The following is a 12,123-nucleotide window of genomic DNA, read 5'->3' on the forward strand; positions in this document are numbered from 1 at the left end:
TGGCGCCGCAAGGCCCCCGTCGAGTCCCTGATGCCCCTGCGACTCGCCCGCTACGGCGTCCCCCTCGCCCAGACCGCCCCCGCGGGCCTGGCAGCAGCAGGCATCAACGCGCCGGCCCTGTACCCAGCGCTCCAGACATCTGTACCGGCAGAGGTGACAGGTTCCGGGCCCGCGACGGAGACCGAGGGTGAGCAGAATACGGCGCAGACAGAAGGAAGAGAGCATGGAGCGTCACCGGCATCACCCGCCCAACTTTTGTTGCGTCCCGCTCAACCGGTCTCAGACGAGGATCATGCCGGAGGGTTCGCCCGGGCCTACCAGGAGTTCCTCGCACAGTTCCACCTCGAACCAACGCCGGGGCAGTGGGCGTTGTGGCTCCGTGACCGGTACAACATGTCCACCGATACCGGCGAACCGCTCACTGCAGAGCAGGCGCATCCTCTGCTCCTGCAGAAGCGCCCTGCGTCTCCCGCAGCAGAACCCCATGACCCCAAGGAACAGCAGCAAACCGTGGCGGCCTGGCACGACCATGCCCAACGAGGCCAGGATTACGAACTGCAAGGAAACCTTGGTGCCGAGTCTGCGATCCCGACAGCACACGTGGACACACAGGCGAGCAGCGGAGGACCTTCTGACCGCACAGACACAGCGGGCTCCGACAAGACCTTCAGAGAACACGCACTCGACGGCTCTCCGACTATGTTCCCCAGCACCGCCACTGTGGCCTACCACGCCACCGAGACGCTCGGAACGGCGGACACACCAACATCAGCGCCCGCCGGGACTCCCAGACCGGCCGCGAATGAACCGCCAAGCCGTCGGCAAGACACCACAGCCGATACACAATCGCAGCCATCAGTGACGAGCGGCAGCCTCAACGCGTCCGACCGGTACTACCTCGCATGGATGGAGTACCAAAGCCAAAAGGGCAACGAGCCCAGCGACGAACAACTGTCGGCCTACTGCGCTCAGAGGGGACTGCTCGGCCGTGGCGGCAAACCCATCAGCCCGGGCAACCTGCGCCGCCACTTCGTCCGCTGGCGGATCTACAACGTCTGGGCCGAACACCGCCGGCACACCCAAACGCCAGCGCCCACAGACGTAGCGCAGTCCTGCGCCCAGCGAGGGATCACCACCCAGTACAACCAGCCCGTCACCCTTTCGTACCTCGCCGCAGAAACCCACGACTTCGAACGACGATGGCACACCCTCACTCACCACACTCACTCGCCATAAGGACTGAGCTTTTCCAACCTCACGCTGACGAGTGGTGAAGGACGAGGACGGCCTGGACGATCGCTGTGATGCGGTTGGTGCTGCAGCGGAGCTTCCGTAGGAGACGCCAGCCCTGCAGGGGCCTTGCGGAAAATTACTAAGCCGCAGGTCAGGGGCTCTCCTCAATTGGGCCCGGGAACGCCTTTGCCGGTTTTTCGGAGCGCATTGGGCGTCGTTGCAAGTCAGCGCGGCTACCTGTTGAACTTGGGCTGCGGAGCGGTCTGGCCTCCTTTTCAGCCGTGTTCACGCCTCGCCGGGCTCTCCGCCCTCCCTGTTGGTCCAGGCTCTTTCACTTCCGGCACTGACCCCGGCCAAAGATCTTCCCCGGCGCCGGTCTCATCGGAGCGTCCATGGTCCGGATGGCAGACGCACACGTCGCCGACGTGCTGCACATCCACGCCAACCCGCCCCTGGGCACGACCGTCGCCACGCTCAGCCCGTATCTGTTCCGTCCCGCATGTGGCGGGCCTGGTAGGTGAGGCGCTCTCGTACGAGGCGATGCGGGCGCCGGTGAACCGGATGCGGCACGACCGGGGCCGCAGCAGTCCGAGTAGGCGCAGACCCCCGTGGACGACCCGCAGAGCCAAGGCATGCCTGCACGGGTTGAGGGCGCGACTGTGCGACGACGTCGACTCGCTGGACAGCTGTCTGCCGCCGCAGGTGGCGCAGTTGGCTCGCGAGATAGAGCCAGCCCTCGTCGGTGGGGATGTAGGTGATGTCACCGACCAGTTTCCGCCCCGGGTCGGCGGCCGTGAAGTCGCGGCCGACCAGGTCGTGAGCGGGCACCGCCTTCTTCGCTGGACGGGTCAGCGACCGGCGCTTGCGCCGGGTGACCCCGGTGATGTCGCGCTCACGCATGATCCGCTCCACTCGCTTGCGGTTGACCCGCCGGTCCAGCCTGCGCAACTCGGCATGGATGCGCGGCACTCCGTAGGTGCACCGGGAGGCGATGTGCAACACGGTGATCTCGTGGGCCAGGGCGTCGTCGGCGGCCCGGCGGGCGGCGCTGGCCGGCTCGCCGGCCAGCCCGGCGTAGAAGGAAGACCGGGCCACCTTCAGCAGCCGGCACAGCAGGGTGGGTGGTCTTCTCCGCCTCGATGAACGCGTACACCTCGCTCATCGATGGCTCTCCTTCGCGAAGAAGACCGCCGCTTTTCGCAGCACCTCGATCGTCTCGGCCTGCTCTCGGTTTTGGCGCCGCAGCCGGCTCAGCTCTTCCCGCTCCGCGCTCGTCAGCTCACCCGGCGACCCCTGCCCGCGGTCGATCGTGTCCTGCTTGACCCAGTTCCGCAGCCCTTCGGCGCTGACCCCGATCTCGCGAGCCACCTCGGTGACGGTCTTGCTGGAGGACCGGACCAGCGCGACTGCGTCGCGCTTGAACTCCTCCGAGTACCGCCTGCTGCGGTTGCTCTTACTTCCCACCTGGCACTACTTCCTCTGGAACCTCATGTCCCAGTCTCCAGGTGTCCAGCATCAAGGGGAAGCTTCATGCACGTGTCACCCCCTCAACCCGTACAGCCGCGGCAAGGACACGGTGCAGATTCGCTCGTGGAAGACGGCTTCGGGGATGGCCTGTCGGGTTCTCGGCGTCCGGGCTCGGCAAGCAGGGACCGGACGGCCGCGCCGGCGGCCCGTACCGGCGGTCACCTGAACCGGCCGAGGTTCCCGCGTCGGGGAGACTGTTGGGCGGCGCGCGTGGGAGACGTCAGAGCAGGGCGCGCAGTTCGTCGACTGCATCCGCGGCGCCGAGCAGCCGGACGCCGTCGGGGAGCAGGATCAGACCGCCAGTGGAGGCCCGTGCCGCGACCCGTGCCTGCTCCCAGATCAGGACGATCTGAAGAATCACCGCCTGGTAGGCGTGATGGGCATCGCCTCTGCTCGGCTTCCCGAACTGACGGAAGATCTCTTTGTCCACCACGTTCCGGGCTTGCCAGCGCCCCAGTCCGACGCCTGTGAACGTCACGACGAACGTCCTGGCCGCGAGCGGGAGGATCTCCTCTCCAAGCAACGCCTCGACACCCGTCGTTGAACCTTGACTCATGAACGGCACGATACCGACAAACGTGCGGGTGCAGACCGAACACCGGGGCAGGATCCAGCGAAATCGGAGTCGCCCTCGATGTCACCTCCGACAACAGTGTCGCCGCAGCAGCGGCGAGCATCGAGAAAGAAGCCGGGCAACTCAACGTCCTCGTCAACAACGCAGGAATCTCCGGCCGGTTCGAGGACGGACCCCACGACCCTCGACCTCGACGTCCTGCGCACAGTCCTGGAGACGAACGTGTTCGGGGATGTACGGGTAACGAACGCGATGACCCCACCCTGCACCCCGCCTTCCGAGGCGGGTCTATCAGGAATTCGGCCCTGTCTCACTGACACGGGGCCGGCCAGCCACTGACACTGCCTCAACTCCTGCCAGGGCATAGGCGACGGGGGTCGCAACGGGCATGTCAGCAAGCCGGGCGGGTTCGGCTGGCATCTGATGCAGGAGTTGTCGGCGGACGTGCGGGTCGACGTCCATGCGGCGGGCAAGACGGTGACCGCCGTCGTGCCGCGCCCCACCGGCGTGAGTTCACAGGGCTGAGCTGTTTCTGATTCCTTGATCAGTCGTTAGCCAGATCGTGGATGATCGCGGTGACGACGCTGTGCCCTGTGCCGCCTTACTGGGGGCCTACTGGCTGGACCTCGAGTCCGAGGATCAGCGCGGTGCTGTGGAGTGTGAAGACATCACCGGTCCGCTGCCGTCTGGGACCTGCCGGGCAGCCATAGTCGCAGTTGCCGCGCTCACCGTGGCTGTCGCGGTGGTGGCGGGCATGATGTAGGCCGTGTGTGGTCCGACCTCAGCTTGTCTTTGTCCCCCCGCCCGCGTCGCAGGGCGGGGGGACGGAAGGCTCCGGACGGCGTCAGACCGGCTGACGGCCTTTCGAAGTTCGCGGGCCCTTCGTGGCGACATGTGTTGGTGGCCATGGGAAAGTCCAGGTCGGTGGCCACCAGGGGGTTCTTGGAATTGCTTAACGCAGCGTGACCGAATCTGGTGTTCGGATGTGGGGTGTCGCGGGTCAGTCGTTCCGGAGGTGGTCGGCTGCGGCCTGGACCTCGTGGAGGAGGGTGTCCACGTCGTCGGTGGTGGTGAGGTAGTTGCAGACGCAGGCGCGGAGGACCGTTTCGCCGTCGTGGCAGACGGTGGCGAGGTAGGCATGGCCGCGGGCCTGGACGTGTGCGGCGACCGCCGTGTGCAGATCGGCTCGCGCGTCCGGACGTTCTGCGTCGGGGCCGTCGGCCAGGCGGAAGCAGACGACCGGCAGCGGGCCGTCAGCGCACAGTTTCAGTCCGGGGTGGTCCTGGACGCGTTGGCGCAGGTACTGGGCGAGGTCCTGATAGTGCTGGAGGAGGGCGATCACGCCGGAGCGGCCGAGCTGGCGCAGGGTGGCCCAGAGGGTGAGGGCGCGGGTGCCGGGCCGGGTGAGCTCGATCGTGTAGTCGGACATCCAGGGCCAGTCCTGGTCGCCGTCGAGGTAGGAGGCGCGGAAGGTGAACGCGTCGCGCAGCCTGGTGGGTTCGGTGACGAGGGCGGCGCCGCAGCCGACCGGGACGGACAGGGTCTTGTGGGGGTCGATGGTGAGGGAGTCTAGGTCGGCGACGCCCTGGTAGAGAGGGGCCAGTTCGGGGACGAGGGCGCCGAGTCCGCCCCAGGCGCCGTCGGCGTGGTGCCACAGGCCCTGGCGGCGGCACACCTGGGTGATTGCCTCGATCGGGTCGACGGCGCCGCTGGCGGTGCTGCCGAGGTTGGACACGACGCAGAACGGCAGCAGGCCGCTCGCGTGGTCGGCGTCGATCATCGACTGCAGGGCTTCGACGTCCATGCGCCGCTCCGCCGTGGTGGGCACCGCGCGCAGCCGCCACGGCGGCAGGCCGATCACGGCGGCGGCCTTGGCGACCGACATGTGGGCCTGGTCGCTGTGGTAGGCGGTCAAGCGTGCATGGGCCTGGTCGTAGGCGGGGCCGTCGGTGGCGCCGTGACGGTGCAGGAACCAGGTGCGGGCGGCGCCCAGGCAGAGCAGGTTGGCCATCGAGCCGCCGCTGGTGAGTACGCCGCCGGTGGTCGGTGACATGCCGGCCAGCGATGCCAGGTCGCGCACCACTCCGCGTTCGAGGTCCATCAGGGCGTGCTCGCCCATGCCGCAGGTCGCGTTGACCGCGGTGGCCAGCAGTTCGGCGATCACTCCGGCAGGGGACGGCGGCGAGTTGATCCAGGCGAAGAAGGCGGGATGGCCGTTGCCGGTCGGGTACGGGGCGATCGCCTGGTCGACGAACTCCAGCAGGGCACTGAGATGTTGGCCCTCCTGCGGCAGCATCCCGGCTGCCAGGGACTGCCGGTGCGCCGGCGGGATGGGTCGGGCCACCGGGTGCTCGTTGATCTGCCCGAGGTAGGTGGCGACCCAGTCCGCCGCCGCTGCCAACTCATCGCGGAATACCTTCGGGTGCACTGTCAGCGGCCCGGTGCCGCCACCGGACTGGAGCGGGGCCGCGTGCGTGCGGGGCGTGCGGCTGGTCTTTGGTGTTGCCGACATCGGAGGATCGTGCCTTCGTTCAGGGACTCGGCCGGATGGCCGTGATCCAGAACGACTGCTGTCTGGGTCAGTAACGGTCCCGGCCAGGACGAATCCACCGATCTGATTCCGGAGCCCGACGAACCGGAGGTCGGCGACGAGGCTCGGAGGTTCCTCGCCCCAGCGCCCCGGAGGCAACCGACGCTGACCACACACTGTCACCTGATGGCCGTCCACCCGGAGCCGACGTGGCCACCAGCCCGTACCATGCTGGCCACCAGCCGGGAAGATCCGGCGGCCACTGACAACATGGCCGTGCATCACGGTGTCGAGGAACGCCTGTGCTTCGAGAAGGCTGCCGTAGCAGTACCAGTGCGCGTTGCCCCACTCGTCGTCGTGCCGCAGATCACGCTCGGGCTGATGGACGCAGTCCTTCCACAAACCCGCAGCCGCGAGCCCATGGATGCCTGGGTGCTTGTGTTTCGATCGCAAGATCCGGGAGCCATGCCGGCTCGTACTGGCGGGGGTTTTCTGGGAGAACGTTCATCGGTGTGGGATGTAGAGGTGCCGTGCGAGGCGGCTCGCAGTATGTTCGTGGGAAATGAGTGCCAGAGGCGGGTAGTCGAACTGCTCAGCAGGGACTGTTCGTTGAGTGACACGGTCACTGCCGGAGGTTTGGCCTCGGCGGCGGCCGTTAACGCGAGGCCGCGTGTCTGTCCCTGCGCGGGGTCCTCGCGCCCGCGCGTCCTCACCGGTGCCCGGGGGTCGGCGGGAGCTGCCCCCGGTGTGAAACGCCCGGGAGGACAGGGGCCGGAGACGCCGTGAGTCGGCGCATGGCGACTCCGGCCGCCGGGAAGAGCCTGAGGCCGGGGTGCGTAACAGTTCCGGAGCGCGAAGGCTCGGCTCCGTCGCAACGTCCTAGGGTGAAGGCAGTTCTCCGCGTCTCCGACGCACTGGCGAGGACCTATCCCGCAGAAGAGTGAGCCTGCGGCGCACCCACAAGCGCCGGGCTTGCCTTCCCCTCCCGCGGGAAGCCGCCGACAGCCCGGCCTGTCCCTCGGGGCGACTTCGAGGCCGGGCTGGACCACGGCCTCGGCCGCCTGGAGGGAGTGCTCCAGTGGCTTGTCGGGGGAGGCGGGTCACCTGGAAGGGGCACGCGGCGGCCGGCATGAACGGCGGCCGCCGCCTTGTGCCCCACGGTTGGGATCTGGACACGAGCCTTGGGGCTGGCGAGGCGCCCCGTGTTCCGGGCTTCGCGCGTTTTGTTACGACGTTCCGGTATCACGTCTCCTCCAGGCGTCGAGATTGGCGCCCCGCCAGGACCGGCGTTGTTCCTCGGTGGAATGGTCGATCATCCAACGCTGCAAGGCGTCGATATCGGCACCCATTTCGGTTGCCGTGGGAACGAGCATGGTGCGAAAGGTCTGCTCGTACCACCAGGAGAAAGAATCCCCGAAAAGGCGGGATATGTATCTCTTTTGAACGGATCCGTATTCAACAGCAATCCATAGCCTTTGGAAAAAGTAGATCACCTGGTCCAGGTCGGCCGCGCGGTCGTAGCCCAGCTGGTCCCTGAGCTGCCGGTAGTCCAGTTCAGGATGGCTTCTGAGGAGTTCTGCCGCATCGTGACGTGCGCGTATCATGTCCGAACTGTTGTATTCCCGGTGAAGGTCAAAGGTGAAATTGAGCCGCCGTTGGCTATCGGCTGCCCGTCGGGCCAGGGAGGCGCCGACGAGGACACCGAGAAGGCTGGCTATAACGCCGAGTGCCGTATCCATGGTTCTCCCAGTAGGACTGCAGACGGGTGCTGCGGGTCCGGCGCCGGAGTCTCACTCTGGGGGCTGATGGCTCGGGGTTTGTTCGTTGTTCAGTGCGGTTTCTCAGGGTCACGCACCTTCCGCGTGCCGTGCGGCGCCCTCTGACGGGACCTTCGCAGTATCGGGCCCGACCGCGCCGCCCGGTCTGTTCGTTGCCGGGGAGTGGGCGGAGGCGGGCAGGGGGAGCGAGAACCAGACGGCTTTGCCATCCAGGGTGGGCAGGGTGCCCCAGGCGGAGGCGAGTTGGTCGAGCAGGATCAGTCCGCGGCCCGACTCCTCGTCGGGGCCCGTGGCCCTGGCGCGGGGCAGGACGGGGCTGCCGTCGCAGACCTCGATGTGGAGTTCGTCCCTGGTGCGGCGCACTCGCAGCCGCAGCGGGTCGCATGCGTGGCGCACGGAGTTGGCCAGCAGTTCGGAGGCGAGCAGGCAGGCCGTGTCGGTGAGATCCTCACAGTGCCACTCGTGCAGAGTGCGACGCAGAAAGCGGCGCCCCTCCCCCACACTGACTGGCTGCGCGGACAGGGACGCGGACGCGGCGGTCTGCGAAGTGGCGGGAATGCGGGCGAGCAGCAGGGTCACGTCGTCGCTGTAGTCCTGCGGGTCGGGCAGCAGGGCGGTGAGCACGGAGTCGGCGGCCCGCTCCAGGCAGGACGTGTCGGCGACGGCCTTCTCCAGGGCTATGGCGAGGGCGTCGATCTGCAGTTCGATGTCGCTGGTGGGGGTTTCCACGAGGCCGTCGGTGTACAGGGCGAGCACGGAGGCCGGAGGCACGGTCAGCCGGGTCTCCTGGTGGGGTACCTCGCCGACCCCCAGGGGCACGCTGACCGAGACCGGGAGCCTGCGCACCTGTCCGGTGGGGTCCACCACCAGCACCGGCAGGTGTCCGGCGGAGCACACGGTCACGACGCTCTCGTCGGGGTCCAGGACCAGGTAGCAGCAGGTGACGAGCTGGTCGGGAAGCTCGCTGACGACTGTGTCCAGGGCCCGCATCAGCTGCCAGGGAGGCATGCCGGTCTTGGCCAGGGCGTGGGAGGCGGAGCGCAGTTGGCCCATGACGGCGGCGGCCTCCAGGCCACGGCCCATGACGTCGCCGATCAGCACGCCCATGCGGCCGCCGCCCAGGGCGATCAGGTCGAACCAGTCCCCGCCCACGCCGGGTCCCTGGCGTGCGGGGAAGTAGCGGCTGGAGGTGTCCATGCCGGGCAGGGGGGCGGGTGAGCCCATCAGGCTGCGTTGCAGGGTCAGGGCGACGTGCCGTTGCTCTTCGTAGAGCTCGGCGAGCTGGACCTCGGCCCGCTTGCGTTCGCTGACATCACGGATGGCGGCGGAGACCAGGGTGCCGTCGGGGGTTTCCAGCGGGCTGAGGCTGATCTCGACCGGGAACTCGCCTCCGTCCCGGCGCAGCCCGTACAGATCCAGACCGGCACCCATCGGGCGCACCTGCTGGTTGCCGGAGTAGCCCATGCGATGGCCCGGGTGCTGGGCACGGAAGCGCTGCGGAACCAGCATCTCGATGGGCTGGCCGAGCAGTTCGTCGCGAGGATGACCGAACAAGGCTTCGGTCTGGGCGTTGACCAGCCGAATCACCCCGGCGTCATCCACGATCACCATCGCGTCGGGAGCCGCCTCCAGCAACGCGCGAAACGGTTCCTCAGCAACGGAGACCATACGGGGACGTGCCGCGCGCCTACCTGATTCCATGGGACATCTCAGCATTAAGGGAGCCCGGCCAGGGTGTCTTGTCGCCAAGTGCCCATCTGTGACGTTTCCCTACCGATAAGGACGCCGGGAAGTCGGCCCTCAGGGCAAGGGAACGAGCCGGCCGACCTGTACGCGGCACAGAACACCATCGCGGCCGTCTCTCCCGTGCCCTGGGTGGCTGTGAACGACTTCCCTGGCCCCGTGTCAGCGGCCAGTTCGGAATCCCCACGTACGGCCAGTTGTGATGTCACTCTTGGTCACGGCCCGGGCTCGACGTCTGACCCGATCGGTCACATGCGGATGAACGCGACCGGTTGTCGGGCCACGTCAGTGCCAGGCACAGGCAATCAGCTGTCCGTGGAGTGGGCGTCGGCGAGGGCCTCGCCGACGAGCCGTCCGGCGAGTTCCACGCAGCGCATCCGGGCAGGAGAGAAGTCGTAAGGCATCTTGGTGATCGCTGTGGCGGCACTCATCTCTTTGCCCTCCTCCCCTTTCAGGTCGGCGTCGTAGATCTCGAAGATCTCCTCCTCGGCCGCGTCGAGACCAGCTGCCTCGATGGCCTGATTCAGGGCCATTTGGTGAGCGCATCGCTGTACGGCGAGCTCTTCGACGCGCGGGTCGTCGGGTTCGACGCCGTCGTCGAGGGCGGCCTCGGCCGCCTCAAGACGGTCCTCCTCGGCCCGCAGGTCGGGGTGGGTGGCCAGCACGATGAACGCGCTGGCCTGGATGGCGGCGCCCAGCGGCCCGAAGATCCGTTCTGTGACCAGCAGGGCGTCCAGATCGGAGGGGCGCAACGCGCCCGGGGGCAGGTGGCTGAGCCGGTCCGTGACCAGTTCGGAGATGCAGCCCCAGCGGGCTGTCCACCGCCTGCAGGCGGTGGACAGCCGCGCGCCGACGTTTGACGGCGGCCTCCTGCGCCGCCAAGGTTTCCTCCAGCCTGCTCAGGACCGACTCGATATCCGGGGCCTGGTCCAGGGCTTCGTCTCCAGCTTCGACCCGGGCTTCGCCGAAGGCGGCCCGCATGTCGTCCAGGCTGATACCGGCATCAGCCATCTTGCGGATCCACAGCAGGCGGGTCATGTCGCCATAGCCGTAACGGCGGCGGCCGTCCCCGCCGCGCTCGGGCTCCGGCAGCAGACCGATCTCGTGGTAATGGCGGATGGCGCGTGGGGTGATCCCGGCGAACGCAGCGGCATCACCGATCTTGACCTGCCGGGGAGGCGTGAGGGAGGGATACATCGCAGACAGAGCCTTTCGTGCTGTGGTGCCCCGACCCCACCACATGCCGCTACGGCATGTGCAACAACACCAACCAGGTGCCACCGGAGCCAGGCCCTGGCTGCCGCCGGGACCGATCAATAAACGCGCAGGTCAGCGCCATATTTCCAGGTGAGTGGTCCTGGGGTGCTGTTACGCGGCATACTCGATGCATGGCTGGCATCGAGATCGACGACACCACCGCGGACGCGCTGCAGGACCTGGCCGATGCGGCGGGGCTGCCGCTGGACGCCTACCTGGCGCAGGTGGCGGAGGAGAAGCGGCTCGAGCGCGCGCTGGCCGAAGGCGCGGAGATCTTCCGGCAGGTCACCCGCAACCCGGAGACGGTCGCCGCGTTCGACGCCGAATACGGCGGTCCCGCGCCGGCCCAGACCGCCGCGCGGGCGGCCTGACCTGTGCCTGCCGAGTACTACGTCGACTACCGGTGGTTCCTGGAGCGCCAGGCGGAGCTGCTGGACGACCTCGCGGTCAACGACTACTCCGTCTTCGTTGGCCTGGCCGCCCGGCACAAGGTCGACCCGCCCCGTCACGACCAGCACAACCCTGACGCCTTCTGGCGTGCAGCGGTCATGCTGGAGGAGTGCGTAGTCCTGCGCCCGCTGCCGGCCCGCAACGAGCTGTACGGGTACGGCGTGGCCCTGGCCTACCTCGGGATGCACGGGGAGCAGGTGGACGCGAAGTTCGAGGTCTGGCGCGAGCTGATCGCCGACATTCGTACTCTGCGGCTGGACTCGTACGAGATCGCTGAACGGCTCCGGTCGCTGCGGGTCTCTTGACGTCAGGGGTCCACGCTAAGCGCCCACTGACTGTGCGAGACCGTTAGCCGGGTTGGGAGACCGCGGCCCATTCATCCGCGAGGATGGCGTGTACGACAGAGTCACGCCACAGTCCGGCCTTTTGGATGTGCCCGCGGATGGTGCCCTCTTCGACCATGCCTGCGGCCGTCATGGTCTTCGCGGAGGCCTCATTAAGTGGGGATCGGGCACCCCAAATTCGGTGCAATTCAAGCCCGTTGAAGCCCAGTCCGAGCAGGAGCCGCACCGTTTCGAGGCCGTAGCCAACACCCCAGTATTCCGGACGCAGCGCGAAGCCCATCGTCGCCGCGCGCTGCTGGTGCGGGTCCAGAGCAAGCCGGCCGGACCCGATCACGTGGTTTGTGCTCAGTTCCACGACGGCGACCGAGTACTCGCTTCGTGGGTCTGCCTTGGCGGAGGCCATAGAACTGGTGATGATCTGGCGAACCTGTTCGCGGGTGCGCGGCTCGAACGACAGGTGCGCAGTCGCCTGTGCGCTGCCGTAGATGGCGCAGACAGCATCAACGTCATCCGTGGCGAGTTCTCGCAGGCAGAGGCGCTGACTTGAACGTCCGACCGGATACATTCCAGGCACCTTATCGTTGCATCTCCGCGTGTCGGCGACGGGTGAATCGTGACCCTCTGACGGCGGATCAAAACTGACCCACTTCGTGGTCTTCTGACCAACCTGATCTTGATCGAAGGTCA

General features: G+C 67.5%; 9 protein-coding genes and 4 pseudogenes. 4 read left to right on the top strand and 9 right to left on the bottom strand.

Annotation, left to right across the window (positions count from 1 at the left end; translation table 11 throughout):
- A pseudogene (locus tag ACZ5VD_RS43570) lies at nt 1–1,236 on the top strand (hypothetical protein); the annotation flags it as partial.
- A 19-nt stretch (nt 1,237–1,255) separates the two neighbouring features.
- Here the strand turns inward: ACZ5VD_RS43570 and ACZ5VD_RS43575 are convergent.
- The 4 genes and pseudogenes from ACZ5VD_RS43575 to ACZ5VD_RS43590 all read right to left on the bottom strand — a co-directional run.
- A pseudogene (locus ACZ5VD_RS43575) lies at nt 1,256–1,354 on the bottom strand (IS5/IS1182 family transposase); the annotation flags it as partial.
- 353 nt (nt 1,355–1,707) lie between these two features.
- Nucleotides 1,708–2,328 (bottom strand): IS3 family transposase, encoded by a 621-nt coding sequence (locus ACZ5VD_RS43580; RefSeq protein WP_468686028.1) that lies wholly within the window; start codon nt 2,326–2,328, stop codon nt 1,708–1,710.
- A 63-nt stretch (nt 2,329–2,391) separates the two neighbouring features.
- Nucleotides 2,392–2,697, bottom strand: a complete 306-nt coding sequence (locus ACZ5VD_RS43585) for a transposase (protein ID WP_468686029.1) — start codon at nt 2,695–2,697, stop codon at nt 2,392–2,394.
- Between the two features lie 283 nt (nt 2,698–2,980).
- Nucleotides 2,981–3,316, bottom strand: coding sequence for a hypothetical protein (locus ACZ5VD_RS43590; RefSeq protein ID WP_468686030.1), 336 nt, complete (start codon nt 3,314–3,316; stop codon nt 2,981–2,983).
- A gap of 65 nt (nt 3,317–3,381) precedes the next feature.
- On the opposite strand from ACZ5VD_RS43590, the pseudogene ACZ5VD_RS43595 reads away from it, so the two are divergent.
- Nucleotides 3,382–3,595, top strand: a pseudogene (locus ACZ5VD_RS43595) (SDR family NAD(P)-dependent oxidoreductase); the annotation flags it as partial.
- Nucleotides 3,596–4,334: 739 nt separating this feature from the next.
- Here ACZ5VD_RS43595 and ACZ5VD_RS43600 read toward each other — a convergent pair.
- The 4 genes and pseudogenes from ACZ5VD_RS43600 to ACZ5VD_RS43615 form a co-directional block, all read right to left on the bottom strand.
- On the bottom strand, nt 4,335–5,846 hold the full coding sequence (locus tag ACZ5VD_RS43600) for a pyridoxal phosphate-dependent decarboxylase family protein (protein ID WP_468686032.1): 1,512 nt from the start codon (nt 5,844–5,846) through the stop codon (nt 4,335–4,337).
- A gap of 1,244 nt (nt 5,847–7,090) precedes the next feature.
- Nucleotides 7,091–7,603, bottom strand: coding sequence for a hypothetical protein (locus tag ACZ5VD_RS43605; RefSeq protein ID WP_468554622.1), 513 nt, complete (start codon nt 7,601–7,603; stop codon nt 7,091–7,093).
- A gap of 108 nt (nt 7,604–7,711) precedes the next feature.
- Nucleotides 7,712–9,310 carry an ATP-binding SpoIIE family protein phosphatase gene (locus tag ACZ5VD_RS43610; RefSeq protein ID WP_468686034.1) on the bottom strand — a complete coding sequence of 533 codons (1,599 nt, stop codon included), beginning with the start codon at nt 9,308–9,310 and terminating at the stop codon, nt 7,712–7,714.
- A gap of 380 nt (nt 9,311–9,690) precedes the next feature.
- Nucleotides 9,691–10,582, bottom strand: a pseudogene (locus ACZ5VD_RS43615) (MerR family transcriptional regulator).
- A gap of 191 nt (nt 10,583–10,773) precedes the next feature.
- Here ACZ5VD_RS43615 and ACZ5VD_RS43620 point away from each other — a divergent pair.
- Nucleotides 10,774–11,013 carry an antitoxin MazE7 gene (locus ACZ5VD_RS43620; protein ID WP_468686035.1) on the top strand — a complete coding sequence of 80 codons (240 nt, stop codon included), beginning with the start codon at nt 10,774–10,776 and terminating at the stop codon, nt 11,011–11,013.
- Nucleotides 11,014–11,016: 3 nt separating this feature from the next.
- Complete coding sequence (locus ACZ5VD_RS43625) at nt 11,017–11,397, top strand: toxin Doc (protein WP_468686037.1); 381 nt, start codon at nt 11,017–11,019, stop codon at nt 11,395–11,397.
- A 43-nt stretch (nt 11,398–11,440) separates the two neighbouring features.
- Here ACZ5VD_RS43625 and ACZ5VD_RS43630 read toward each other — a convergent pair whose 3' ends face one another.
- Nucleotides 11,441–12,001: a GNAT family N-acetyltransferase gene (locus ACZ5VD_RS43630; protein ID WP_468686038.1), complete on the bottom strand. Its 561-nt coding sequence runs from the start codon at nt 11,999–12,001 to the stop codon at nt 11,441–11,443.
- Nucleotides 12,002–12,123 lie beyond the last annotated feature (122 nt).

It is taken from the genome of Streptomyces sp. NPDC032822, from assembly GCF_055578825.1.

What these genes read in the sequence shown, in the direction of transcription:
- ACZ5VD_RS43590 (WP_468686030.1), bottom strand. Translation starts at nt 3,316, where the DNA reads ATGAGTCAAGGTTCAACGACGGGTGTCGAGGCGTTGCTTGGAGAGGAG.
- ACZ5VD_RS43600 (WP_468686032.1), bottom strand. Translation starts at nt 5,846, where the DNA reads ATGTCGGCAACACCAAAGACCAGCCGCACGCCCCGCACGCACGCGGCC.
- ACZ5VD_RS43605 (WP_468554622.1), bottom strand. Translation starts at nt 7,603, where the DNA reads ATGGATACGGCACTCGGCGTTATAGCCAGCCTTCTCGGTGTCCTCGTC.
- ACZ5VD_RS43610 (WP_468686034.1), bottom strand. Translation starts at nt 9,310, where the DNA reads ATGGTCTCCGTTGCTGAGGAACCGTTTCGCGCGTTGCTGGAGGCGGCT.
- ACZ5VD_RS43620 (WP_468686035.1), top strand. Translation starts at nt 10,774, where the DNA reads ATGGCTGGCATCGAGATCGACGACACCACCGCGGACGCGCTGCAGGAC.
- ACZ5VD_RS43630 (WP_468686038.1), bottom strand. Translation starts at nt 12,001, where the DNA reads ATGTATCCGGTCGGACGTTCAAGTCAGCGCCTCTGCCTGCGAGAACTC.